The 25,677-nt window shown below is 56.8% G+C and carries 22 protein-coding genes; 10 read left to right on the top strand and 12 right to left on the bottom strand.

From position 1 onward, the window contains the following. Positions 1 to 511 precede the first annotated feature (511 nt). Together FHJ80_RS14450 and FHJ80_RS14445 are read left to right on the top strand one after the other, a co-directional pair. Entirely contained in the window at positions 512 to 1,168 is a 657-nt protein-coding gene (locus tag FHJ80_RS14450) for a tRNA-(ms[2]io[6]A)-hydroxylase (protein ID WP_139528035.1), read from the top strand. Between the two features lie 29 nt (positions 1,169 to 1,197). Then, on the top strand, positions 1,198 to 5,103 hold the full coding sequence (locus tag FHJ80_RS14445) for an AAA family ATPase (protein WP_139528034.1): 3,906 nt from the start codon (positions 1,198 to 1,200) through the stop codon (positions 5,101 to 5,103). Positions 5,104 to 5,108: 5 nt separating this feature from the next. Here the strand turns inward: FHJ80_RS14445 and FHJ80_RS14440 are convergent, their stop codons facing one another. Genes FHJ80_RS14440 through queC form a run of 4 tightly spaced genes read right to left on the bottom strand, consistent with a single transcriptional unit; the run spans position 5,109 to position 7,592 of the window. Beyond that, positions 5,109 to 5,390: a YkgJ family cysteine cluster protein gene (locus tag FHJ80_RS14440; protein ID WP_139528033.1), complete on the bottom strand. Its 282-nt coding sequence runs from the start codon at positions 5,388 to 5,390 to the stop codon at positions 5,109 to 5,111. Next, a complete protein-coding gene (locus FHJ80_RS14435) occupies positions 5,387 to 6,220 on the bottom strand; it encodes a 6-carboxytetrahydropterin synthase (RefSeq protein WP_139528032.1) in 834 nt (277 codons plus the stop codon). The genes FHJ80_RS14440 and FHJ80_RS14435 overlap by 4 nt, the downstream gene beginning before the upstream one ends. Continuing rightward, positions 6,220 to 6,882: a 7-carboxy-7-deazaguanine synthase gene (queE, locus tag FHJ80_RS14430; protein WP_139528031.1), complete on the bottom strand. Its 663-nt coding sequence runs from the start codon at positions 6,880 to 6,882 to the stop codon at positions 6,220 to 6,222. Before queE ends, FHJ80_RS14435 begins: the two co-directional genes overlap by 1 nt. Continuing rightward, positions 6,882 to 7,592 carry a 7-cyano-7-deazaguanine synthase QueC gene (gene queC, locus FHJ80_RS14425; RefSeq protein WP_139528030.1) on the bottom strand — a complete coding sequence of 237 codons (711 nt, stop codon included), beginning with the start codon at positions 7,590 to 7,592 and terminating at the stop codon, positions 6,882 to 6,884. Before queC ends, queE begins: the two co-directional genes overlap by 1 nt. A gap of 191 nt (positions 7,593 to 7,783) precedes the next feature. Between queC and FHJ80_RS14420 the strand changes: the two genes are divergently transcribed. Next, the gene (locus FHJ80_RS14420; protein ID WP_139528029.1) at positions 7,784 to 8,200 is read left to right on the top strand and encodes an SRPBCC family protein; all 417 of its coding nucleotides are present in this window, start codon (positions 7,784 to 7,786) and stop codon (positions 8,198 to 8,200) included. Further along, complete coding sequence (locus FHJ80_RS14415) at positions 8,193 to 8,864, top strand: TVP38/TMEM64 family protein (RefSeq protein ID WP_139528028.1); 672 nt, start codon at positions 8,193 to 8,195, stop codon at positions 8,862 to 8,864. Before FHJ80_RS14420 ends, FHJ80_RS14415 begins: the two co-directional genes overlap by 8 nt. Before the next feature lie 10 nt (positions 8,865 to 8,874). Here FHJ80_RS14415 and FHJ80_RS14410 read toward each other — a convergent pair whose 3' ends face one another. The 8 genes from FHJ80_RS14410 to FHJ80_RS14375 form a co-directional block, all read right to left on the bottom strand. Then, positions 8,875 to 9,114, bottom strand: a complete 240-nt coding sequence (locus tag FHJ80_RS14410) for a DUF2789 domain-containing protein (RefSeq protein WP_139528027.1) — start codon at positions 9,112 to 9,114, stop codon at positions 8,875 to 8,877. A gap of 98 nt (positions 9,115 to 9,212) precedes the next feature. Continuing rightward, the gene (locus FHJ80_RS14405) at positions 9,213 to 10,283 is read right to left on the bottom strand and encodes an asparaginase (protein WP_139528026.1); all 1,071 of its coding nucleotides are present in this window, start codon (positions 10,281 to 10,283) and stop codon (positions 9,213 to 9,215) included. A gap of 25 nt (positions 10,284 to 10,308) precedes the next feature. After that, a complete protein-coding gene (locus tag FHJ80_RS14400) occupies positions 10,309 to 11,511 on the bottom strand; it encodes an MFS transporter (RefSeq protein WP_139528025.1) in 1,203 nt (400 codons plus the stop codon). Between the two features lie 9 nt (positions 11,512 to 11,520). Next, positions 11,521 to 12,021 carry a hypothetical protein gene (locus tag FHJ80_RS14395; RefSeq protein ID WP_139528024.1) on the bottom strand — a complete coding sequence of 167 codons (501 nt, stop codon included), beginning with the start codon at positions 12,019 to 12,021 and terminating at the stop codon, positions 11,521 to 11,523. A 76-nt stretch (positions 12,022 to 12,097) separates the two neighbouring features. Then, positions 12,098 to 13,351, bottom strand: coding sequence for a DEAD/DEAH box helicase (locus FHJ80_RS14390; RefSeq protein ID WP_139528023.1), 1,254 nt, complete (start codon positions 13,349 to 13,351; stop codon positions 12,098 to 12,100). A gap of 268 nt (positions 13,352 to 13,619) precedes the next feature. Continuing rightward, positions 13,620 to 14,207 (bottom strand): membrane integrity-associated transporter subunit PqiC, encoded by a 588-nt coding sequence (locus FHJ80_RS14385; RefSeq protein WP_255303966.1) that lies wholly within the window; start codon positions 14,205 to 14,207, stop codon positions 13,620 to 13,622. A 15-nt stretch (positions 14,208 to 14,222) separates the two neighbouring features. Next, complete coding sequence (gene pqiB / locus FHJ80_RS14380; RefSeq protein ID WP_139528021.1) at positions 14,223 to 15,905, bottom strand: intermembrane transport protein PqiB; 1,683 nt, start codon at positions 15,903 to 15,905, stop codon at positions 14,223 to 14,225. After that, on the bottom strand, positions 15,898 to 17,259 hold the full coding sequence (locus tag FHJ80_RS14375) for a paraquat-inducible protein A (protein ID WP_139528020.1): 1,362 nt from the start codon (positions 17,257 to 17,259) through the stop codon (positions 15,898 to 15,900). The genes pqiB and FHJ80_RS14375 overlap by 8 nt, the downstream gene beginning before the upstream one ends. A 167-nt stretch (positions 17,260 to 17,426) precedes the next feature. Between FHJ80_RS14375 and FHJ80_RS14370 the strand changes: the two genes are divergently transcribed. The 6 genes from FHJ80_RS14370 to FHJ80_RS14345 all read left to right on the top strand — a co-directional run bounded on the left by FHJ80_RS14370 (position 17,427) and on the right by FHJ80_RS14345 (position 25,443). After that, positions 17,427 to 18,401: a calcium/sodium antiporter gene (locus FHJ80_RS14370; RefSeq protein WP_139528019.1), complete on the top strand. Its 975-nt coding sequence runs from the start codon at positions 17,427 to 17,429 to the stop codon at positions 18,399 to 18,401. Between the two features lie 211 nt (positions 18,402 to 18,612). Further along, positions 18,613 to 20,028 (top strand): cytochrome ubiquinol oxidase subunit I, encoded by a 1,416-nt coding sequence (locus FHJ80_RS14365; RefSeq protein WP_139528018.1) that lies wholly within the window; start codon positions 18,613 to 18,615, stop codon positions 20,026 to 20,028. Between the two features lie 2 nt (positions 20,029 to 20,030). Continuing rightward, complete coding sequence (cydB, locus tag FHJ80_RS14360; RefSeq protein WP_139528017.1) at positions 20,031 to 21,032, top strand: cytochrome d ubiquinol oxidase subunit II; 1,002 nt, start codon at positions 20,031 to 20,033, stop codon at positions 21,030 to 21,032. Positions 21,033 to 21,036: 4 nt separating this feature from the next. After that, positions 21,037 to 22,722 carry a thiol reductant ABC exporter subunit CydD gene (cydD, locus tag FHJ80_RS14355; RefSeq protein WP_139528016.1) on the top strand — a complete coding sequence of 562 codons (1,686 nt, stop codon included), beginning with the start codon at positions 21,037 to 21,039 and terminating at the stop codon, positions 22,720 to 22,722. Beyond that, positions 22,719 to 24,458, top strand: a complete 1,740-nt coding sequence (cydC, locus tag FHJ80_RS14350) for a thiol reductant ABC exporter subunit CydC (protein ID WP_139528015.1) — start codon at positions 22,719 to 22,721, stop codon at positions 24,456 to 24,458. The genes cydD and cydC overlap by 4 nt, the downstream gene beginning before the upstream one ends. Then, positions 24,451 to 25,443 carry an adenosine deaminase gene (locus tag FHJ80_RS14345; protein WP_139528014.1) on the top strand — a complete coding sequence of 331 codons (993 nt, stop codon included), beginning with the start codon at positions 24,451 to 24,453 and terminating at the stop codon, positions 25,441 to 25,443. The genes cydC and FHJ80_RS14345 overlap by 8 nt, the downstream gene beginning before the upstream one ends. Positions 25,444 to 25,677: the final 234 nt, after the last annotated feature.

Below are 25,677 nucleotides of genomic sequence, written 5' to 3'. Positions count from 1 at the left end.
GGCCCTCTCATCTTCTTGGTAGTGATGACTCAGTGGTGCCGAACGACTGCTAGCACGGTGGGTGAGGCGTTCGGACACGTGACAGACGCTTGACAAACAGCGCCTGGTGGATGAGCGCGATTCTACGGGAAACTGTCGACAATGTTAAGAAGCCAAGCTAAGTGCTTGCTTGTACTTTATGTTGAGGTGCTGTTTTTTGGCTCCTTCTAAGCCGTTTTTTTCGTTACTGTGCTCCCTAGCTGAAAGTTTTTTACCAATCGGGCTGTTTTACGGTAAGCGCGGGTGTGATTATTGTTATGCCGCGTTACCATGGCCATAGACGAGGGTTAGCGCGTCACCACTAGGTTTATGGGGTGTGTGGAGCATCAAATAAACCAAGCTTATATATTAGCGATATGCTATATGGAAATTGGAGCGCCATAGTAATAAGTGGCCTTCGGTTTTTAGGGAACAAACGCCAACGGCGTTTATATGTTGTACAATAGTGTGATAAACGCTCGGTAGCGGTAATATGTCTATACAATTAGTCGAACTTAAAACAGCAGACCACGCCATGCAGGCGGAAGATTTGCTGCCAGAAAGCCTGCATGCGTTTCTGGCCTGCCCCACACCGGATAGCTGGCTTCAGTGGGCGCTTACCAATCCGGACATACTGCTGATCGATCATGCGCAGTGCGAAAAGAAAGCGGCTTCTACGGCCATGAGCCTACTGTATCGCTACGTCGATCAACCGCTTTTGCTCAGTAAAATGTCTCAGTTGGCCCGTGAAGAGCTGCTCCACTTCGAGCAGGTAGTCGGTCTCATGGAGAAGCGCGGAGTGACGTACCACCACCTCACTGCGTCGCGCTATGCCGAAGGGCTGCGACAGCATGTGCGCAGTCATGATCCAGAGCGCTTGATCGATGTATTGATTATCGGTGCCCTGATCGAAGCGCGTAGCTGTGAGCGGTTCGCACGTCTCATCCCTTATCTCGACGAAGAGCTGGCAAAGTTTTACCGCACGCTTGTGAAATCCGAAGGACGCCATTTCGAAGATTATCTGCTGTTGGCTCGTCAACAGACTGCAGAGCCGATCGATGATCGTATTGCCTTCTTTATCGCACGTGAAGCGGAGTTGATCACTGCTCCGGATACGGCGTTTCGTTTTCATAGCGGTGTGCCCGCCTAAGCCGCCGCTAGCCAGGCAGGAAGTATTCCATGCGCGATGCTCAACAGACAGATCAGCTGACCTTGTTTGGTCACTTCTCCTTGACGCAGGGAGAGGACGTACTCACTCATTTTAGTTACGACAAAGTGAAAGCTCTGCTGGTGTACCTGCTGTTGCATCGCCAGCCGGTCAATCGGGCAGCGCTGGCAGAGCTGCTCTGGCCAGATCAGGGATTATCGTCTGGCCGTACCAACTTACGCCATGCGCTGCACTGCCTGCGGCAGTCGATGGGGGAAAGCGCTGACCAAGTGCTGAACGTTTCTCGTCAGACGATCGCTTTTCATCTACCTGCCCATTGGCAAGTCGATCTACACGATTTGCAGCAATTGCTGGAAGGCCCAAAGGATCTTGATACGCTCGAAGAGGTAATGGCCTGCTACCAGGGTGACCTCATCGAGGAGCTGCAGTTGTCCAACTGTAGCGAGTTTCAGCGCTGGCTGGTGCAGGTGCGTAACGAATGGCGCCAGCGTGTCATACGCTTCGCCGAACAGGTGTTGGAGAGCCATGACGAGACGCCTAACGATATGCTGGAGGGCTTGGTAAGCCGCTTTTCGGGCTATGGACCTTTCCATGAGCGGTTAGTGCGCCAGTTGGCGGAGCAGAATCAAATGGCGGCTGCTCATGAGCAATACAATAGCTACTTACAGTTGCTGGCGCTGTCGGGCCAGCAACCTGAGCCTAGTTTTTTGCAATTGGCGAGCTATTGGTCCGACGGCCACCATGACCCACGAGCGATGTCTCCCCAGGGAGCTTTCTCTCGTGCGTTGGCCGCCGATAGCAAGCCGCTGCGTGAAGATGAGATCGAACTTCGCCAATTGTCGGTCATGGCGATTCGTTTACGTTTGAAAGGGGACTGGCAAGATCGCGCTGCCACCCGTAACTGCCTGGCGCTTCAACTGGAACTGATGCGCTGGCTAGAACAGCAGTGCCATCACTTGGGTGGTTTTTGGTTGCCAGGAGCCACAGGGGGATTGGGGTTGGCGTGCTTTGGTACTCATGGTCCGGCGCACCAGCTTGCCGAGCTAGTGGCGCTTTACGAGCATTGCCAGCAGGCGCTCAGTCAAGAAACCGAACGCCACTGGAGTGGTGACGGCGAGGCCCCCACCTTCGAGCTAGCGGCAGGTCTCAATAGTGGACGGGTAGTCTATTTGCCCGAGCGTCAGCTAGCCGATCCCCTGGGCCAGGTCACTCAGGTATCGCTCGAGTTGATGAGTGCCGCCGAAGGCAGTGAGCTGGTGATTTCCCAAGAAGCCAGTCAGCACATGCCGCCGGCACTAGACCTACAGCCGCGTTTGGTCTCGCGGCTGGTGGCCAGTGATGGACGCGTTCGCTTACGCGCACTGGTGTTGGGCCAGAACGAGGGTGGCCGCGACGCGCTACCGCCAAGCTTGGTCGGCCGCGAGACGTCGCTGCGAACCCTGCGCGATGCTCTGGCGCGCGCAGGTATTGGTTTACGCCAAAGCGTTCTCGTACGCGGTGCCTCTGGAATGGGGAAATCGGCGTTGATGGTGGGGTTTCGTCAGCTAGAGCTAAGCCGCGACGCTGCAATCTGTTGGCAGCCTACCACGCGCTTGTCCGTACTAGAGCCCTATGGGGTGGCGCGAACGCTGCTGGCGTGGCACCTGGATACTACGCCGACGTTAGCAGGGTTGCACCAGTTGCAAGCAGCGCTAGGCGACGCGCCGCTGGACGCTGCGCGTCAACAATTGCTCGAAGAAGCGCTAGGGGTGAGAGACGTTCAGGAAATTACCCAGCTCACACAAAATGGTGAAGCGGTCGAGCTGGTCGTGAAGCTGCTGCATCGTCTGATCGATCAGCGCGCTAGTGCCCAGACGCTCGTCTTGATGGTCGATGACTTGCAGTGGCTAGACGAGCCCTCCTTCAAGGTCCTTGCTGGTTTACAGGCCCGCCTGCCGATCAATACGGCCTTCATGCTGGTGGCTAGCCATCACGGTCGAGAGGCGCTGCCGGTCAAGCTGCATTGGGATCAACAGATCAGCCTCGGAAAGCTTGATGCACTGCAATCCTCGCGGCTGCTCTCGCAGTTGTCGCGTCGCTACCGTATGCATTTGAGTCCCCGTTTGCGCAACCAGATCATTGAGCGCTGTGACGGCGTCCCGCTCTATATGCAGGAGATTTGCCGACGGCTCGATATGGATCGACGCGAAGGTCGCAGCGTTCAGTTCGACGAGTTGCCCAAGGGTTTACTGGGGCTGTTGGCGAGTCGTATCGACCAGTTGGAAGGCGATCGAGAGATTGCTCATATTGCCGCCGTTCTGGGCAAGCGTTTTCGCTTGGATTTCTTGGCTGAATGCAGCGGATGGGAGAAGGCGCGGCTCTCGCAAGCGGTGGAGCACATGCGTCAACTGGAGGTCATCGAGCCGGTTGATAAAGAGAGCGCTGAGCACGAATACCAGTTTAGCCATCAGTTGCTGCAGGAGGCGGCGTACCTCTCCTGTCCTCGCGACGTGCGGGTCAAGTTACACCAGCAGGTCGTTACCTTGATCGAAGAGCGTTTCCCAGTATGGATCAGCCGCCATCCTGGAGATTTCGCGACTCACCTACGGCGTAGCGGTCACTATGCCCGGGGTGCGCGCTATTTCGAGCTGTCTGCCCGTGAAGCGCTAAAAGTAAGCGCCAACCGAACGGCGCTGCGGATGGCGGACTTTGGTTTGGCGAGCTTGCGCCATGTCGAGCATGAGGTGGAGCGCGAGGTGAGTCTGCTGACCGTTCGTGGCCAAGCAGCCTTTGCGCTAGAGGGCCACGGCTCGCCCACGGCTCATGAGAGTTTCGTGCGCGCGCGGGAGTTACTGCGTCAATCGGGTGGCGATACGCCGGACGACCCGGAGGATCTCGAGCAAATTTTCTTGGTGAAGTGGGGGCTATGGGTGGGCCGCAGCCAGCGCTATGCCCATGCAGATGCGTTTGCCCTCGCCTCGACGCTAGCAGATATCGCCGAACGCCTGGAGGACCCCCGCTATCGGCGTCTGGCCGACTACGCCCGGGCACACTGTGAATATTGGGCAGGGCGCATTCAGCAGGCTCATGATCACTTGGATGAAATCGATCCACTCAATGCGCCCATGATGATCGAGTGGCTGCCGTTTTCGGATCACCCGCAGGTAACGGCGGCCTGCTTTCAGGGGTGGGCGCTCTGTTTGCGCGGTGACTATCAGCGCGCCGAACGACACGTGTCGTCGGCCATTCGGTTGGCCGAGAAAATCGGCCATCCAGGGACACTGGCCATGGCGCTGTTGTTCGCCGCCGCTTTGTATCGCCAGCTGGGCCATGTACATCTCGCTGCCCGTCACGCTGAGCGTGCGGCGGCGATGACGGGAACGCCTGATCTACAGCTGTGGCAGATTTCTGCTCAGGGCATGCTGGGCTGGCAGAAGGCCATGGCGGGAGATCATGCCGGGTTGGTGCAACTGAGAGACAGTCTGGATCAGATGGCCGAGCTGAACGGGCGTGACCGGTTCCAACGTCCTGTTTTATGGTATTCGGACGCCTGTATCGAGCTTGGTGAGTTGAAGGCCGCCGAAGAGTACCTGGATCAGTGCTTGGTGATTGCCCGAGAGCGCACCACACTATTTTTGCCCGAGCTGGCGACACAGCTGGCTAGGGTGCGTGATTTGCTGGGTCATCCCGCCAGTGAAGTGAGAGCCTTGGCCGATATGGCAATCAACCAGGCGCGAGAACATGGCAATCGCCATCAGGAACTAGCGGCCCTGGAGCTCTGGTTGACGCGTATTGCTCCCCATGACCAGGCGGCAAAAGAAGCGTTCCGGCGCCTGTTGGGGGAGGTAAGTCATAGTGATGCGCCGGTGCTGGTGCGCTGGGTAAGCTTGTTGGATCGACGTTTGCCTCACACGCTAAGCGTCGAAAAGGAGACGTAGGCCATTTAGCGCGTGCTCTGCTCCAGCCATGATAGCGTGGCGAGCGCCTCATTACGGTGTTCGCCACATACCATAGGGTCATAATCGAATTGACCGCATACGTCCGGTCGCTGCGGACTGCCAAACAGCATGCATAGATGGTGGTCGTCTAGGTGAACGCAGCGTACGCCCGCCGGTTTTCCATGGGGCATCCCCGGAATGGGGGAGGTTATAGACGGCGCGATGCAGCATGCACCGCAGCCTGGACGACAACCAACGGTGCTGTCACTGGCAATGAGCTCGCTCATGGTGTCGCCAGTGCCGTCGCACCTTTGTTTATGCCCTCGAACGCATGAACTTCGGTCACTATTCCCGTCTTTTCGGCAATCTGATTGGCCAGCCATTGAGCGATGTTTTCGACGGTGGTGGGTTTGGGTAGCACGCAACACCGCTCGGTTGGCAAGGTGATCGAGAAACGGCCTTGAGCAGCCTCATAGCGGCAAGTCAGTTGCGTTTCGCTATGCTCTGTCATGTCCGCTTCTTCCAGCAAATACCGGTTGTCTAGCCAAGCGCCCCACTGCCGTTCCAGCGACGGCTGTCTCTGCTGCTCTTGGAAAATATGTAAGCGAGAGCGGTGGCCGTGGGCGATGCGCTGGCAATTCCCCAAATGGCGCTTAAGTCCATGACTGTAGCCATAGGCTGCGCCATCTACACGCTCATTACTAAGCGTCAGCATTACACGTTCCACGTTGGCTGGTCGCTGCTCGGTGAGTTGATCGCTGAGATAACGGGTGACGCGTGCTAGGGAGATCGATTCCCAAGGCAGCAGCGTAAACGCCTCTGCCGGTCCACGAACTTCCATGGGGTAGGGGTGGGTGGTACGGAGGCAAACGCCTTCATCGCACTCGCTGATCTCGACCCCAGGTGCTTGGGTGGGAACCAGTAAGGTGTGATCCAATCCGCTATCCAGGGTGCGCTTGATCCATGGTTTGACTTCGCCGAAGTCGAACAGCATGCCATCCTCGCCTAGCTCTCCCTCAAGCTGGGCATCTACCTGCCAGCTACAGCCAACCAGCCCGCTCACAGAGCACCAAAGGGAAACATCGACGTGGGTTAGTTGATTAACGAATAGCGCCATTACTCGAATCCTGCGATTTTGTGCGTTTGCAGTGACAGACGCCACTGGGGGTTGGCCATGCAGTAGGCAGTGGTAGCTTTCACGATGTCCGCCCTGTCGGTAGCTATCTGCGCATGGGCGACAGCACTGAGGTCCATGGGCTGTAAAAAGAAGTGCTTGAAAGCGAGGTGAGTAAACTGCTCGGGCAGCGCATCCGCCTGAGGGTAGACCAGCTTCAGCTCGTCCCCCTGAGTGATCGCTAATGGATTGCGGCCCTTGGGACTCACACAGAGCCAGTCGATGCCTGCAGGGGCAGGCATCGTGCCGTTGGTCTCAACGGCCACTTCGAAGCCTTCGCTATGTAACGTGGCGATCAGGGCGCTATCGAGTTGTAGCAACGGTTCGCCGCCAGTGAACACCACGTAAGGCACTGCTTGACTCACTTCTCGAGGCCACAGTGCTTTTATATGAAGTGCTAGCGCCATTGCGGTCTCGAATCGGCCGCCGTTGACCCCATCGGTGCCGATGAAATCGGTATCGCAAAAGGTGCATTTGGCGTTAGGTCTATCCGCTTCTCTACCTGACCAGAGGTTGCAGCCGGTGAAGCGGCAAAACACGCTGGCGCGACCCGCTTGGGCGCCTTCGCCCTGCAGGGTGTAGAAAGCCTCTTTGACGTGGTACATCAGCGGCCACCCTGCGACGTGTCGATAGCGTAAGCAAGAGGATCGACGCAATTGTTGGCCGCAAAGGCGGCCAACCGCTCACGGCAACTACCGCACTGGCCGCAGGCGAGTTCGCGGCCTTCGTAGCAGGTCCACGTCTGGCGATAGTCCAGCCCCATGGCTAACCCTTCGCGCAGAATATCCTCTTTACGAACGTTTAGATAAGGCGCATGAAGTAACACGGGTTCGAAGTTGGCGATACCTGCAACGTGATTCATGGCATCGACAAACTCGGGACGACAGTCTGGGTAGAGTACGTGGTCGCCCCCATGAGCGCCGTAATCCACCCGCCCCGCGCCAATGTTGACCGCCTTGGCAATGGCCAGGGAGAGCAAAATCATGTTGCGATTAGGCACTACCGTGGCGCTGAGGTTGTTTGCGTCGTAATTGCCGGTGGGCATGTCGATAGCGCTATTGGTCAGCGCTGAGTTATCGATCAGCCCATGGATGGCGCGAATATCGACGACTTGGTGAGCAATGCCCAGGGATTCGCACACCTGGCGGGCGGTGTCGAGCTCCCGGCGGTGGCGCTGGCCATAGTCGAAAGAGAGCGCGTGGACAGTGAGTCCTTCCCGAATGGCGCGATGTAAAACAGTGAAAGAGTCCATGCCGCCGGAGTAAATCACGACGGTGGCTGACGCCTTGGCGCCAGGTGAAGCGGTAGAGGACATACGAAATGCTCATCGTCGGAGAATTTATGTGTCTTTGCCTCGGTGCAAGGCAGTGTTCCGGGGTCCGGTCCGGAAAGGCGGCAGTTTACGCAATAGCGAACCATCTAGCCAGTGGGCTAGTGCGTCTCAGTCGGTGTGTGTGAGTGGTTTGCCATGTTAAGCTAATTGGCCAAGCCGTTAGGAAGACACTTATGGCCACGATAGAACATAGCGAAATCGTCAAGGCTCCCCCCGAGCGGGTGTTTGATCTGCTACGCCGTGTCGAAGATTTTGCCGATTACTCGGACCTCATTCGCTCCATCGATAGCTTAGGCGAAAACCGCTATCGCTGGCACGTGCGGGCAGTAGGGATGGATTGGTCGTTCGATGTTGTCGTCACCGACATTCAGCCGCCCCATGTGCTGGCTTGGGAGTCGTTGGAGGGTGTCAAAAATCAAGGCCGGTATCAGCTGCGGGCCGTACCCGAGGGCACGGAGGTGGCGTTGACGCTACATTATGAGATTCGCAATCGCCTAATGGAAAAAGCCGTCAACAAAGCAGCAAAGCCGTTGGTGGGCAAGGTCAGCCGACAAATTCTCGATCGGGTCGAAGCACGGCTGAATGGCTAAATTGTCGCTTCATTCTTGGCGCTGGGTAGTAAGCTTTGCGGCCGCTGCCATGTTGGCTTATCTCTGGCTGTGGTACTCCCCTGATTTGTCCGCGCTGAGGCGCTGGGCCGCCACGATGTCTCATCACCCCGCGGTGATCGCATCTGTGATGGTGGCCATGGCGCTGACACTTGCCGTAGGTCTGCCCGGTAGCATAGGCCTATGGCTGATTGCTCCGTTTTATACGCCTCTAGTAGCCACACTGATGTTAACGGTCAGTAGCGTGGTGGGGGCCTGGGGGGCATACGCATTGGCTGCCCGACTGGGTGAGCGCTGGCAGCCTAGAGGCTTGACGCTAAAGGTGATGGAGCACCTCAAAGCACGAAGTGATCTTCTAACGCAGTGCGCCATACGAGTGTTACCGGGTTTTCCCCACTCGGTTATCAATTTCGCAGCAGGGTTGGGCAAAATTTCGCTTGGTCGCTATCTGCTAGCCGCATGTCTTGGGTTATCGGTCAAATGGGCAGTGTATAGCAGCGCCATCTATGGCGCGCTGGAAGCCATCGAAGAAGAGGATGCCCTGCAATGGGATGTCATGCTGCCACTGCTGGCATTGACACTCCTATTACTTTTAGGGGCGTGGTATCGGCGCCGCCTGGAGGCGGCGCGTCAAATGTCTTCATGAGTTCCAGAACTTAGTGGGTCTTGTGCATAGACGCATCTAGGTGGTCGACCACCTCGGCCCAATCGGCGTCTTCCTCTACGGCTTCCCTAAGAAAGTCGGCTTGTCCCTCGTTCCAGCAGGGTGCATCCGCCAACGGCATCTCTTTGGGTAGAGGTGAGTGGCGCTGAATGAAGCGCTCGATGGATTCCGCATCCGAGCGTAGGCCTAACTGCTCGAAGAGTTCACTAAAGTGATGCACCGGCTGATCCATAAGTCGCTTCCTATCCTATTGGGGTAATAAACGTTAAACAGATAAGTTAACCATAGCGTTTATTAGCGGCTACGCCAGTATGAGTCGGAGTCTTGCCGTTAACGCTCGCCTACGAGCGGCATCATGAAGCGCTCGCGCCGGTCTTCTGGTGAAAGCGGTTGAGCAATTAGATGGACCAGCTTGGTATAGACGGCTTCGGGTGTCATGTCGTCTCCAGACAATACGCCCGCATCCACGAGGCCATTACCTGCAGCATAAGCGCCCATCTTTACGCGACCCTGGGGGCATTGGCTGATGGCGGCGATCAACTTGCCTTCGCCGCTGGCTTTGGCGATCACAGCAAGAAGGTCGGGGTCATCAGGCAAATTACCTGCTCCCCAGAGCTGTAGCAGCGCCCCTTTGACGTTAGGGTGGCCAAGCCATGCGTCGAGTTGCCAAGCAGCCATTCCTGGCCAAAGAGTAATCCGGACCACTTCGCCCCGAGCCACGGGTTGATAATCCAATCGTTCGAATCGCGGTGCGCCGCGCTGTTGGTAAACCAAGCCACGGCTTGGGAAGAGGATGAAATCGTCACCTACGCGCTCCCCTAGCGGTGGGTAACTTGGTGAAGTGAAGGCATCGGAGGCTTCACTGTGTTGTTTGATGGCGCGAACCCCTCTGAGTAAACGATCGGCGAAATAGACCGCGACTTCCTGCAATTGAGGATGGGCTGAGAACCGTAAAGCGCCATACACATTGCCTAACCCATCGCCGTTGGGGGTTTCGAGTGGTGCCATCGCGCCTGTTAAAACGACGGGCCGGTCCAGGCCTTGGAGCTGATAGGCCAGGCTCGCGGCGGTCCAGCTGAGCGTGTCGGTGCCGTGGATGACCACGAATCCACGGTATTGATCGAAGCGTTCGGCGATATCGTTGGCAAGCTGCTGCCACGTCAATGGCGTTGCGGCGCTAGAGTCGATCAAAGGCGAGTAGCTCATCACGTCGTAGGCGGGAAGCAGGGATTGATCCTGCAGTGACCGTTGACTCAGTGCCTTGTCTAAGCGCTCGGAAAAATTTCCCGCTGGCGACAAGCCGTTGGCCTGGGGCTGCATGCCAATCGTGCCACCGGTGTAAATGACCAATACCCGCTCTTGGCGGTGGGGCGTATCGGCTAGAAGAGGAGCTTGGCTCATCGCGGTATCCTGTGAGAGCTAAACGTTATCGGTGATAGACCTGAAGATGGCCGCTATGGTCGTCGAGTTGCCGCTGTCGGCCTGCAAACAGCGCGAAAATGCCGCAAATGCCAATCAGGCCAACGAGTAGCCAGGCGATATGTTCAGTGGTAGCACCGGCTTGGAGCATCAAGCCTACCCCAAAGGGCCCCAAGGCGGCCAATGTGTATCCGCCGCCCTGTACCAAGCCGGATAGCTGCCCTGCTAAGCGCTCGTTGGCAGTTCGTAACACCAGTAGGCTTAATGCAAGGCTAAAGCTTCCGCCTTGCCCAAGTCCTAGCAATACGGCGCCTGGCCAGCGCCAGGTCAAAGGCGCTGCCAGTAAGCAGGCGAGACCCATCGCCGTGCAGATCAATACCAGCAGGAGGGCAGGGCGTTGGTCGTGATGGAGGCGCGCAATCCATGGGGCGCTCAGTGCCGAGGCCAGCTGACACAGGATGGAAACGGCCATCGTCCACCCGGCAGTAGCTTCTGTGTAACCCCGCTCGATGAGCAGTGTTGGCAGCCAGCCGAACACGATATAGGCCATGGAGGACTGGATGCCCATGAACAGCATGACCTGCCAGGTAAGCGGCTTGCTAAGTAACGTGACGAGCGGAAGGCTGGAGGGGGAGCCAATGGCCTTCGAGGAGTAAGGCGTGGGTGCATAGCGAACCCAAACGATAAGGGTGGCGAGCGCTAAAAGCGCCCAACTGACCAAACTGGCCTGCCAACCGCCTAGCCACTGCATCAGCGGGACGCTGAGCCCGGCACCTAGCGCGCCTCCCATGCAGAGTGCCATAGTGTAGAGTCCGGTCAATAGGTCCGCATTTTGGGGAAGTTCGCGTTTGACCAGCGCGGGTAACAGCGTCCCCGCAAGCCCAATAGCGCTTCCTGCCATGGCAGTACCCACGTACAACATCCCAGGCAGTGGTAGTACGCGGATCAATAAACCGCTGGCCAGCAGAAGTAGGGCACTGCTTAGCGCACGTTCGCTCCCCAGTCGACGACCGATGATAGGCGCAAGCGGTGCCGTCAAACCAAGAAACAGCACGGGAAGGGTGGTCAGGAGGCCCGCTGCTGGGGCTGAGAGCCCTGCGTTCTCTTGCAAACGATTGAGTAACGGTGCCACCGATGACATGGCAGGGCGCAAATTGAGCCCTACCAAGAACATCAACACAATGAAGCGGCAAGCGTGGCGTGAAACCATGGCGCAGGCTTATTTCAAGTGAGGGCGCAGGTCGCCGCGTACCGCATCGAGCAGGGTGATGAAGTGAAAATCTTCCGGGTTATCCAGGCAGTCGACGCGTACTTGCGTTCGCATGCCTTTGTCGATTTCCAGTTTATCGTAGATTTCGAGCGTCAGCTTATTGGCGGGCTTCTCTCCTGGTGCCACGATACCATCTTCCAGCGTGAAGGTTTCCAGTAGAGTGGCACGAACACGTGTGCTGTTCCCTTCACTCAATACGCGGCGTACGAACAGCCAACCTTCGCAGGGGAGTGACGCGTTGTCACGCTCGCGTAGGAAAAGCGTGCGATAGCAGGCGCCTTCGGCAGCAGCTTTTTCAGCCATGCTGCGGTAGGCTTGCACGACCTGATTCGCTGAGGCGCGGGCGTCCTCCAAGCGTTGCGCGATTCCCTGGTGTTCGCGGCTGAGTTGCTCCTGACGCTGAAAGACCAGCCATTGGCGATAATCGGCCATGAGTTGTGAAGACGCCATAGTCACTCCATGAATTAATTCAGCAAAAACGCCCGAATAGGCGAGGCGATACCTTCGCACATTCCGGGCGTGCGGGCTAGCGGCGGCTACGGCGACGTCGCTCTCCACCCGTATTGGTAGATGGCCCATCTTGCTTGCGCCGACGAGGTGGACGCTGACTCCGGCGACCATTTTCGATGGGTTCTGGCTTGGCGTTGGGGTCAGGCTCGAAGCCCGGTTCGATGTGTTTCGGCAACGTTTGATTGATCAGTCGCTCGATGTTTTTGAGCAGACCATGCTCGTCGATGCACACCAACGAGACAGCTTCACCATTGCTGCCCGCACGCCCTGTGCGACCGATGCGGTGAACGTAATCTTCCGCGACATTGGGCAGATCGAAGTTCACCACATGGGGAAGTTCATTGATGTCTAGGCCACGGGCGGCAATATCAGTGGCGACGAGCACCTGTAAATCGCCGCTCTTGAACGCACCGAGCGCACGCGTGCGTGCACCCTGACTTTTGTTGCCGTGGATCGCCATGGCAGGGATATCCTGCTTGGAGAGTTGCTCGGCTAGCCGGTTAGCGCCGTGCTTGGTGCGAGTGAATACTAGTACCTGAAACCAGTTGTGACGCTGGATCAAGTGCGCCAACAAGTCGCGCTTTTTATCGCGATCCACTCGGTAGATCGCTTGCTCGACTTTTTCTGCCGTGGTGTTGCGTGGCGCCACCTCGATGAGAGCGGGATTATCGAGTAGCTGCTGCGCCAACGTTTGGATTTCGTTGGAGAATGTGGCAGAAAACAGGAGATTTTGGCGTTGCTTGGGGACCAGGCGCAGTAGGCGCTTGATATCGTGAATGAAGCCCATGTCCAGCATGCGGTCCGCCTCATCCAGTACCAGAATTTCAATGGCGGACAGGTCGACGTGCCCTTGCTGGTGCAGGTCGAGCAGGCGGCCAGGGGTAGCGACCAGCACGTCGAGACCATGCCTTAAAGCATCGACTTGGGGCTGTTGACCGACGCCGCCAAAAATGATGTGGGAGCGCAGCGAAAGGTGTTGTCCATAGGCCGCTACGCTTTCGCCCACCTGTGCCGCCAGCTCGCGGGTCGGCGTTAGGACGAGCGCGCGCACTTGGCGCTTCCCGGGACGCTTGCCGTTTGCCAAGCGCTGTAGCATCGGCAGTGTGAAGCCTGCCGTTTTACCCGTGCCGGTTTGTGCGCTGGCAAGGAGATCGCGTCCTTCGAGAACGACGGGAATGGCCTTTTGTTGAATCGGCGTCGGCTGTGTATAGCCCTGCGCGTTCACCGCGCGTAATAAATCGTCGTGCAGACCAAGATCAGAAAAGCTCATGCGTTCTCCGCAGTCGCATAGCAGGCGGCACCACCTAATGGGCGGCGCTGCTAAGCGTCATGTTCAAAAAAGCGAGGATGGTACACCGTCGCGGCAGCGAAGTTTGACAGATAGCACGCTGTGCCGCGACGGGCGTTAAAACGTCTTGTGACACCTCTGGGTTTCACAAGAGGGAGACAGGGTGGCGCTGACAGTGACGTCGTCGTGGTCGTGAGTGTAACACGAAAGTCTCACGTCGACGCGCTACCCGTAGCGAACACGCCTGGGGTTATAAGTAGCCGCCTTGACTCAACTGGTCGGCGATTTGCTCGGCCACTACCTGCCAGCTCTCGCCCAACGAGCGCACCAGGGCTGGGTAACCGTCCTGATCGAGGACCGTTTCAGCAGTGAAGCTTTTTAGGGCGAGCATCTCGCCATCGCTATCGCGCAGTTGCCATTGGCCGCTGGTCACTGCAACGCCATCATAGCGGCCCTGGAACTGATCCACTTCCAATGAGAGCGTCAGCGCACTGGGACGACTGCCTTCCGCCCGCACTACCTGCACGCTAGGAAGCTGGTCGGCTAATTCGGCGCGTAACGCGCGTTCTAATTGCCGGCCAATGCTCTCCGCCCACTGATGCTCGCGCGCTTCATTCAAAGTGATGTCATCGAGCTGCATTACGATGCCGTCCACATCCAAATAGTGGGCTAGGCGGAGGGGGCTGACTTGAAGCGTTGTTTCGGCACGGCTCGGTGCGTTGACCGCCGGGCTTGTAGGTAACATATAGCGCGTGGGTGGAGATACGCTGCTGGCACAGGCGGACAAGAGTAGGCTCGTAAAAGCCGCCAGCCAAAATAGAGATAAGCGACGTAACATAACGGTCATCCTTAATTAGCGAGGAGCGCGAGGAATCGGGTCCTGGGTGTCCAAGTTATCGAACAGCAGCGCCCTTGGGTTCTCGTTCAGCGTCCGGGTGAGCGGCTGTAGATCGCGCATTAGTCTATCTAGGCGCTCGATGGCGCCGGTCAGTTCTTGGTACGCTGGCGAGGAGGGCGAAACGCCTTCCAGTGTGCGGCGCAGTTCTTCCAACGTGCCGTTCAAGTTGCCGCCAATCGCCTGAGTATCCGGGTCGTTCAATAACTGATGGATCGATGTACTGACCTCGCGAACCTCGTTTAGCACGCTTTCCGAGGCTTGAAGATTACGCTCTAGCCCCGCAAGAAGAGGTTCGACTTCCAGCGCGTTGAGCTTTTCGAGCAGGCTGGTGACCTGTGCCTGAATCTGTGCAAAACCGCCAGCCACAGTGGGGAACACGGTTCGCTCGGCAAATCGCTCGGCGACGTACTCATCGGCAAGGTCGCGCTGAAAGTTAAGGTCGACGAACAGCGCCCCTGTGAGCAGGCTGCCATTCTTAAGCGAGGCGCGCAGACCTAGCCCAAACATCCGCTTGAAGCGTTCATCCCACTCCTCTAGGTCGATGTCGGTGTTTTCGATACCCAAGCGTTGGGGTTCGATGCGAATGAGTACCGGAATGGCGAATCGCGCCCGGGAATCAGGCTGTGGCGCCGTGAAGTTCCAAGGGACCGCGGCGACGGTGCCGATTCTCACTCCACGAAACTCCACCGGTGCTCCCCGAGACAAGCCTCTTACCGTGTCGTCAACCAGCAAAACATACTCCAAGTATCGGTTGAACGTGCCTTCCCGGGCAGTATCTTCGTCCGCGTAGAGATTAAAGCGTGTGTTGGCCTCCACAGGTTTGCCCATGGGAAGGTCTTCCGGTACGCCAAAGGTCACCCCACCGCCCAATAGCGCTTCGAGGGATTCGACATTGACTCTCACACCATCGGCATCCAGGCGGAAGTCGATCCCGCTGGCCGTCCAGAAGCGCGTGCTGTCGGTGACGAGCTGGGCGTAGGGCTCTTCGATGAAAACTTGATGGTGCATGGTGCGCGTTTCAGGTTCAAAGCGCGTGTCTTCGACGCGGCCTACCGTGTAGCCCTGATAAGAGACCGGGTCGCCGATGCGCAGCGAGTTGCCTAGTTGGCTCACCAAGTTGATTTGCAACCCAGCTTGGCCGGCGGGAGCCACGGGAGGTACATCGCTAACCTCGAATTCTCGCTGTGGCTCTTCTGACTGACCCGGTTCTAGCTGGATGTAGGCACCTGAAAGAACGGTACCCAGCCCACTGATGCCCTCGCGGCCAATACGCGGTTTGACGACCCAAAAGCGGCTATCTTCTCTTAGCATAGCTTCCGCCCCGGGTTGAATGCGTGCCACCATGACGGCATGGGAGAGGTCATCGGACAAACGTACGCTCTGGACCCGACCAATCTCGACGTTGCGACTGCGAATGAGCGTACTGCCCGCCTCGATTCCTTCCGCGCTTTCCATCGTCAACGTGACCAGGGTGCCGCGACTGGAGTAGTTGTCGTAAACCAGCCATAGCCCGATGATCACGGCAACCAGCGGCACGATCCAAATCGGGGACAAGCGTGTTTGGGGCGACGCCTTGGCTTTGTGCAACTCGCCTTGATCTGGGTTGGGTGTGTTCTGAGGCATGGAATCGTTAGCCATCAACAGGTTCCTTGGTGGCCGTTTTACGGCGAAGAGAGCGTGAAGGTTGAGTATCCCATATCAAGCGGGGGTCGAAGGTCATAGCCGCGAGCATGGTGAGCACGACCACCGCGCCAAACGCCAGGGCGGCTGGTCCAGGCGTAATCGACATTAACGACCCCGCGCGGATGAGAGCAACCAAAATGGCCACCACGAATACGTCGACCATGGACCAGCGTCCAATGAACTCGGTCAAACGATAGAGCCGGGTGCGGCTCTGGGCATTGAGTTCATTGCTGCGTTTGAGCATCAAGCAAAGCCAGGCCAGAGCGACCAGTTTGCCGACCGGCACGATGACACTGGCTACGAATATGACGGCGGCTACTGGCCATGATCCCATTTGGATGAGCTGAACGACTCCCCCAATGATGGTGGAGGGCGTAGCGTTGCCCAAGCTCGTGGTGGTCATGATGGGATAGAGGTTGGCCGGAAGGTACATGACGGTGGCGGCAAACAGCAGCGCCCATGTACGCTGCAGGCTGTGTGGCAGCCGAGTATGCAGTTTCTCATGGCAGCGCAAACATCGCTGTCGGTCATGTTCGATGCGATTGACCAATCCGCAGGTGGGGCACCCAGTGACACCTTGGTTGGCAGCGGTCGTACCGGTCAATGTGCCCTCAGGGGCAAGGGGCTCGCCTTCGAGCGAGAACCACATCCAGTCGCCGTCGATGGATTGCACCGTCATCAATAGCAAAATACCGAAGAGGCAAAACGCCCAAAAGGAGATGCCTAGTTCGATTTGCGCCATACCCGCTATTTTGATCAAGCTGACCAGGGCGCCAATGATGAAGACATCCGCCATCATCCATGGGGTCAAATGGGCCAGCGAGCGGGCGATATCACGGCTGAACGGCATGGGTCGCGCTCGCAAGAGTCCAAACTGTAGCCATACCACACCCACTAAATAAACGGCGGGTAGCACGAGTATGGTCATCATGACGGCGATGGCAACGATGGGCTGATGAAACGCGATCAGCGTCGTCGCCGTTTGTGATAGTTCGATGCGATTGCCGACGCCGCTAACGCTAAAGCTCACGAAGGGAAACGAGATCGCTACCAACAGTGCTATTAGTGAGGCCAGTGCGAGCGCCATGCTGCGCTGAGCCGGATAGCGATGGCGCTTTACCAGTACGTGTGAACAGCGCGGGCAGGTTGCTTTTTCACCTGATTTGAGCGGCGGAAGGGCCGAAACCCAGTCACACTCATGGCAGGCGCGCAGGCGCCGCCGCTGAGTGCGGGTCTCAGGTGGAAAACAGTCGACCTCGGGAGAGTTAACCGGCAGAGAAGGCCGTTTGATGAAAGAGTAATGGGGCAACAGCAAACTCTCTGTGCATGAGACGGTAAGAACCAATACGATGGAGCGTGGTGCCAGTCAATTTAGGGAACGGAACCGACGCTTGCAAACGGCACTTGACCAAACAGGCTCGTTAGACAAGGATGCAGCCGCGATAGTGCCTAACATTATGACATTAAGGAACTGAAATGTTACTCGCCTTTCTTGCTGTGGTAGTGGGCTTGGTCCTGCTGATATGGAGTGCAGAGAAGTTTATCGACGGTGCCGCGGCGACGTCGCGCTGGTTAGGGCTTTCGCCGCTCTTGATCGGCATGCTGGTGATTGGGTTTGGTACATCCGCCCCGGAGATGATGGTCTCGGTACTGGCGGCAATGCAAGGCAATCCTGGTTTGGCGGTGGGTAACGCTTACGGTTCTAACATTGCCAACATGGGGTTGGTGCTGGGTTTTGTCGCACTGATGGCGCCTCTCGCCGTCCATTCGGGGGTAATTCGTAAAGAGATGCCGCTACTCGTCTTGGTGATGCTAGTGACGGGATACATGCTATGGGACGGATGGATATCGCGGCTTGAAGCGGCGCTGTTGCTCATCGGGCTTGGCGTGTTCATTACGGCGAGCATCTTCAACGCTCGCGGTCAGCAAGACGATCCGTTGATGGCAGAAGTGACCGAAAGCCTGGATAGCAAGCCGATGTCTCGCGGTAAGTCCATCATGTGGACGCTGATTGGATTGGTGTTATTGATTGCCAGCTCTCGATTGCTGGTATGGGGCGCCGTTGAAATTGCCGTGGGTTTTGGTGTGAGTGATTTGATCATCGGTTTGACGGTGGTGGCGGTGGGCACGTCGTTACCTGAATTAGCGTCCTCTATCAGCGCCTTGCGCCGCAATGAACATGACATGGTGCTGGGTAACGTTGTCGGCTCGAACCTCTTCAATAGCATGGCCGTGGTGGGCTTGGCGGGCGTCATTGCGCCGATCGAGGCGGGGCGTGAAGTGCTGATGCGGGATTGGAGCGTAATGACGCTCATGACGCTCGTCATGGTGCTGTTTGCGTTCTCTTGGCGTGGGCGTCCGCGGCGTATCAACCGTATCGAGGGTGGTGCACTCTTTACCATGTTTATTGCCTACACCGGCTATATGGTCAGCATCGTGGTGATGGCCTAGTACGGCAAAGTGGTGTTGCCTGGAGAGTGTGCGTCAATGCGACACAGCTTTTCAGGCAAACTAACGCTGTATAGCGATGGTCGAACCGGTAAACTACAACGCATGTAAAGAATAAGCTTAGTGCTTATAACTAAAATGCAGTGCCATTAAGGCTCAACTAAGCTTGTGACACCCATTGACGGGATACCAACTCAGGTCTTAGGAGAGTGTGATGGAACTCGACCCCCTAGTACTATCGCGAATACAGTTCGCCTTCGTTGTATCGTTTCATGCGATCTTTCCAGTCTTTACCATTGGGCTAGCGTCCTATATTGCGCTGCTCCATGGGCTGTACTTTAAGACCGGCAATCCTGCGTGGGACCGCCTTTCGCTGTTTTGGACCAAGGTATTTGCCGTTGTCTTTGGCATGGGCGTCGTCTCGGGTATCGTGATGTCTTTCCAGTTCGGCACCAATTGGAGCAACTTTTCCCAGGCCGCCTCCAACTTCTTGGGGCCCGTGCTGAGCTATGAAGTCGTCACCGCGTTCTTCTTGGAAGCGGCATTCCTCGGTGTGCTCTTGTTTGGCCGTGGAAAAGTCCCGCAAGGGGTGCACCTGTTTGCTGCCATTATGGTGGCAGTGGGTACGTTCATTTCTTCCTTCTGGATTTTGTCAGCCAATAGCTGGATGCACACGCCTGCCGGTGTGGAACTGATCGACAACCGCTTCCACGTACTCTCTTGGTTCGAGGCTATCTTCAATCCCTCTTTCCCGTATCGCTTTGCCCATATGGCCATGGCGTCTTTCTTGACGGGTGGTTTCGTCGTGGCGGGCGTCAGCGCTTGGTTCCTGCTTCGTGGGCGCGATCCAGAGGCCAATCGCCGCGCGCTCTCCATGTGCTTGTGGCTACTCCTTTTTCTCACACCTGCACAAGCGGTGGTCGGGGACTTTCATGGTTTGAACACACTCGAGCATCAGCCGACTAAAGTGGCGGCGATGGAAGGGCATTGGGAAACGTCTAGCAACGTACCGCTGCTGCTGTTTGCCATTCCGGACCAGGAAGCGCAAACCAACCATCTTGAGATCGGCATTCCGAACCTCGCTAGCATTATCTTGACCCACTCTCCCGATGGGGTAATTCCTGGGATCAGCGAAGCTGCTCCTGAGGAGCAGCCACCCGTTATCATCGTATTTTGGGCTTTCCGTGTCATGGTCGGCATCGGTCTGCTGATGATTGCAACCGCCTTCATTGGTCTGCTGATGCGTCGCAAGGGCAGAGTGTACGAACACTCGGGCTATTTAAAGGCGCTGGTCTGTATGATCCCCATGCCTTTCGCGGCGGTGTTGGCAGGTTGGATCGTCACCGAATCCGGACGCGCTCCTTGGCTGGTTTACGGCATGATGACCCATGCCGAGGGCTTGACGCCGTCGCTGACCGGGCCAATGGCGCTATTCACTCTGATTGGCTACGTGGCAGTCTATGCCGTCGTGTTCTACGCCGGTATTTACTACCTCACTCGCGTGGTACGCAATGGCATGCTGCCTCACGACGAGCAGGAAACGACGAGTGAGAACTTCAAGCGGCCTATGCGCCCATTCTCTGCGGCACACACCCCTTTTGACGATGACGTCGATCCGGTCAGGAGCTGAACATGGAAATGTTTGATTTAACGCTAATTTGGGCGGGCATCATCGGCTTCGGCATCATGATGTACGTATTAATGGATGGTTTCGATCTGGGCTTGGGGATACTGTTTCCCTTCGCCCCAGATGAAGATTCCCGCGATGTCATGATGAACTCGGTAGCCCCTGTATGGGATGGCAACGAGACCTGGCTAGTTTTGGGGGGCGCGGGCCTGCTCGGTGCTTTCCCATTGGTGTATTCGGTCTTTTTGCCAGCGCTTTACATAGGGGTCTTTTTGATGCTGGCCGGGCTGATTTTCCGCGGCGTCGCGTTTGAATTTCGCTTCAAGTCGCGTCGTAATCGGCGCTGGTGGAACCGTGCATTCAGCTGGGGTTCCGGTGTGGCGGCGTTTGCCCAAGGGGCCGTGGTCGGGGCGTACATTCAAGGCTTCCGTGTCGAAAACTTTGCTTTCGTGGGCGGTGCTTTCGACTGGTTGACGCCGTTCTCAGTGCTCACGGGACTAGGCTTGATGGCGGGCTACGCTCTGCTTGGTGCGACCTGGTTGATCCTCAAATCGGAAGGTCATATCCAAGACTGGGCCTACAAGATCACGCCCATGTTGCTGGCGCTGGTGCTCGGGGTGTTCGCCATTATCAGTATTTGGACGCCGTTCGTTAATCCGGTGGTATGGGAACGTTGGTTCGGCCATCTGCAACTGATCTGGATTTTCCCGGCGTTGGCGCTTTTTTCGGCCTTCATGGTGTATCGCTCCGTCAAGCGTCGCGATGAAGGGATACCGTTCGTAGCAACGATAGGCATCTATGTCTTTACCTACTTAGGGCTGATCGTCAGTAAATGGCCGGTTATCGTGCCGCCCAATTACACACTTTGGGACGCCGCGTCAGCGCCCGAATCACAATTGTTCCTGCTGATTGGCGTGCTGTTCGTTATCCCGATCATCCTGGCCTATACCGCTTGGACCTACTGGGTGTTCCGCGGCAAGGTGCGTGTAGGGGAGGGATACCACTAACGCTATGGCAGACCATCCTCCCGAAGTGAATACGGTGGAGGCCATGACGCCGCGCCATTGGCTTAACTTGCTTGCCAAACGCGAGCAGAAACAGCTGATGTGGGCGGCGGTTTGGGGCGTGCTGGCGGGTATGCAAACCGTCCTGCTGGTGGTGGGGCTTGCTTGGCTGATCGACCAGTTGGTCATTGCAGGGCGTTCCCCCTGGTCACTCGTGCTACCGTTCGTTGGCCTCGTGGTGGTTGTCTTGCTGCGTTCGCTTTTTCAGGCCCTGCAAGAGACGTGTAGCGCTAAAGCAAGCCTTCGCATTCGCCAATATGCCAGGCAAACCCTGCTCGACAAAATCTCGGCGCTTGGGCCAACATGGTTGACGCGTCAGCAGAGTGGGGCATTGGCCACTCAGTCGGTGGAGCACATCGAGGCGCTGGATGGTTACTTCGCTCGCTTTTATCCGCAGCTGAGAATCGTCGTGGCGTTGCCGATGCTGATACTGAGCATTGTCGTTTGGCTCGACTACCTGGTTGCCTTTTTTCTGCTTTTATCCGCCCCACTAATACCGCTGTTCATGGCATTGGTAGGGATGGGGGCTGAGCGATTGAATCGTGATCAGTTCATGGCCGTCTCTCGTCTTTCCGCAAACTTTATCGACCGAGTGCGCGGAATGACCACCCTGCAGCTGTTTGGTCACACCAAAGAGGCTCAGCAAGATGTGTGGTACGCCACCGATCACTATCGTCGACTGAGTATGCGGACGCTGCGTTTAGCGTTCTTATCGTCGGCGGTCTTGGAGTTTTTTGCTTCCGTCGCGATTGCTGTCGTGGCCATGTATGTTGGTTTTGGCTTGCTAGGATACATCGATTACGGTCCTTCGCCCCAGTTGACGCTGTTTAGCGGGTTGGCAGTGTTGCTCCTTGCGCCGGAATTTTTTCAGCCGCTTAGAACGTTGTCGCAACATTATCATGATCGTGCTGCTGCCCTTGGCGCCGCTGAGAGCGTCGTGGCCATTCTCAACGAACCCAACCAAGTAGCTTCCTCTCCGTTGCCGCCCTCGGCGTCTGGCGTGCTCCTCGAGCTTGATGGCGTCGATATTCGCTACGCTGAACGTACGCCGGTGCTCAGCGATGTGAGTATGTCGCTAAGGCAGGGCGATGTGGCCGTGCTTACCGGTGAGTCTGGTAGCGGTAAGTCGTCACTGCTGGCACTCATGGCGGGGTTCATGAGGCCTACTCGTGGAGTGTGCCGCATCGACCTTTCTATTCCTATTGCTTGGCTGGATCAAGCGCCGTGCATACTGCAGGGCTCTTTAGCTGATAATCTGCGCATTGCTTCTCCAAAGGCGGATGACGCTGCGCTCGTGAAAGCTTTGCAGCGAGCCGGGCTTGGCAAGCTATTGGCAAGTTTGCCCCATGGATTGGAAACGACCGTGGGTGAACGTGGTGTTGGCCTTTCTGGTGGACAGGCGCAGCGGCTTGCGCTGGCGCGCGTGTATCTTAGTCAGGCTCGGCTTATTTTGCTCGATGAACCGACGGCAAGTTTAGACGCAGAAACGGAAAGCGTGGTCATCCAGGCGCTGCTCGAATGGGCAGGTGAGGGGCGTACGCTAGTCATGGCGACGCATCACCCGGCCGTCATGACGGTAGCCAATCGCCACTTTGTATGCCGCTCAGGCCAGTTGGTGGAGGTAAAGCAATGATGGCCCTTTTTCGTGACGTTGCGCCTTGGCTTAAGTTACTGCTTCGCCGCCGTCAACAGTTCTGGTTGGGAGCCTTATTGGTTTGGGTGACCTTGCTTGCGGGTTTGTCACTACTAGGACTGTCCGGATGGTTCATCGTGTCCTGCGCCTTGGCGGGGATCGCGCTCGCGGCGGGTCTTCCGTCGACGTTGGACGTATACGTACCCGGTGGAGGCATCCGCTTTTTTGCCCTGCTGAGGACTTTGGCGCGGTACGTTGAGCGTTTATACAACCATAGCACCGTGCTTACCCTGTTGGCCGATCTACGCTACCGAGTGTTCGGTGATTTGACAGGCCTGGATGATGCGACTCTCAAACGGCAACGTGCAAGTGAATGGCTCAGCCGTCTAACGGCAGATATCGATCAACTCAATAACCTCTACTTACGTTGTCTGATCCCTCCGGTAGCGGCGCTGCTGACCGTACTCGTGGTCTCCGGGTTCATCGCCATATGGCTACCTTGGGTTGCTGTGGTGATGGCTTTGGTATTCACGCTGCTTTGGCTAGTGGTGACGGTCGGTTTTGGTTGGATCGGCTTCGGTAATAGCTACCAGCACGTCAGTGATCAAGAGGAGCTACGTCGATTGGTATTGGATCAGGTGCAGGCATCTGCGGAGCTGCGTAGCTATCAAACAAGCGGGTGGCATCGCCAGAAAATCCAGAATCTCGAAGCAGTATCCACCGAGAACCAGCGTCGTTTGGCTTTGAAATTGGCCTTGGGCAACGCCTTCGTTTCTGCGGTGACCGGGCTGATGCTCATCGCCACGCTATGGCTGGGAAGTTTGGCGTTTTCGGCAGAGCAGGTCGTGGGTCCGGTGCTCGTCATGGCCGTGATTGCTGTGCTGGGAATGAACGAAGTGTTCGCGTTGCTCCCCGCGGCGTTCTTGAAACTGGGCGCGAGTTACGCAGCCGTGCAGCGTTTGAATGCTCTCAAACCCCTAGCGCCTGCAATCGACATGCAAGGGCTTCCCTATCGTGCCGATGAACATGCCATCCAGCTTGTTTCCGTTCATTACGCTTATCCCAACACGATGTATCCAGCACTGGTCGATGTACAGGCGACGCTCTTGCCACATACCCGAGTCGTGATTACTGGTGTGTCGGGATCTGGTAAATCGACGTTGGCCAGTGTGTTGATGGGACGTATGGCACCGACCCAGGGCGAGATTCGTGTCGCTGGAGTGCCGCCACATCGTCTCTCCACAGAGAGTCGAGCCGAGTATTTCGCCTTTCTCACTCAGCAAACGGATCTATTCGATGGAACGCTTGAGTCGAATTTACGGATCGCCAAGCCGAGCGCTACCGATGACGAGTTGTGGCGGGTACTCAACATGGTGGGCTTGGAAGACTGGGTAGCACAGCAGCCTAAGCGGCTCTCGACGAACGTGGGCGAAAAAGGCCAGCAATTGTCTGGAGGTCAGGCAAGAAGGGTTGCTTTCGCGAGATTGATGCTGCGCGATCCATCTGTTGTGTTGTTGGATGAACCGTTTGCTAGCGTAGACGCCGATACGGCAAAGCACTTGGCCGCGGCGCTAGATCGCTGGCTCGCACGGCGAACCGTGATTTTCTTCGTTCATCAAACCGAGGACGCGGCGCTTTTGGCTGGGATCGATGCTTGGTGGCACCTTGATGGTGGGCGCTTATGTACCGATACTACTTCTTTCTCCCAACCGCAAGCAGGCGCGCCGTATGAATGAGTTTTTACGTCAACTTCCCAAAGTCGAGCTCCACTTGCATATTGAAGGCACCTTGGAGCCTGAGCTCATGTTCGCACTGGCGGCCCGTAACGGGATCGAGTTGCCCTATGCGTCCGTGGACGAAACGAAAGCGGCCTACGATTTCAAAGACCTTCAAGGGTTTTTAGATCTTTATTACCAAGGCATGAACGTACTGCGCAATGAGCAAGACTTTTACGATCTTGCCATGGACTATTTTAAGCGTGCCCGTAGCGAAGGGGTGATGCATATCGACATCCACTTCGACCCCCAGGCGCATCTACAGCGCGGCGTACCGCTCGAAGTCGTCATGGCCGGTCTTCTACGGGCGAAAGAGGAGGCCGAAGCATCGTTGGATTTGACGATCGGCATGATCATGGCTTTTCTTCGTGATCGTCCCGCCGATGAAGCGTTGCATGTGCTTGAACAGGCCTCTCCCTATTGGAAGTTCCTGGATGCTATCGGACTCGATAGCGCCGAGCGCGATCATCCTCCGGTCAAGTTTCAAGCGCTGTTCGCTCGCGCCAAGGAACTTGGTCTGGTCCGTGTTGCCCACGCCGGAGAAGAGGGACCTGCCGAATACATTGCTCAAGCGCTCGATATCCTAGAAGTGCAACGTATCGATCACGGCGTGCGCTGTCTGGAAAGCGATGACGTGGTCAAGCGTTTGCGTGATCAGCAAACGGTCCTGACCGTGTGTCCGCTGTCAAACGTCAGCTTGAAAGTTGTCGAGCGGCTAAGTGACCACGCTTTGCCCCAACTGTTGGCCGAGGGGCTCAAAGTCACCATTAGCTCCGACGACCCTGCCTATTTCGGCGGTGGATTGCTGGAGAACCATTTGGCGTGTGCCGATGCGTTTGGCTGGGATGAAGATACCTTTCGAATGCTCAATCGTTACGCTATCGAGGAGGCATTTGTCAGCGAGCAGCGACGCGACGAACTTCTCAAACGTTTAGCCGCTGCTTGATGAGGTGTTTGGCAAAAAAAGGTGTTGACGCGCGGAGTTAAATGCGTAAAATACGCCCCACATCGAACGGCAACGCCCTTCGAAAAGCTCTTTAACAATTTGATCAGGTAATTCATGTGGGCGCTTGCCGATGAGGGTGACAAATCACCCATTATCAAGGCAAGCGACTCGTCAAACAGGCTTCGGCCTAATGAATGAATTCGTTTGACCCTTGAGCCAAGTTTGGTTCGCTTC

The organism is Halomonas sp. BL6 (genome assembly GCF_006228115.1).
In the GTDB taxonomy this organism is placed as follows: domain Bacteria; phylum Pseudomonadota; class Gammaproteobacteria; order Pseudomonadales; family Halomonadaceae; genus Vreelandella; species Vreelandella piezotolerans.
This window is presented reverse-complemented; position numbering and strand designations above follow the sequence as displayed.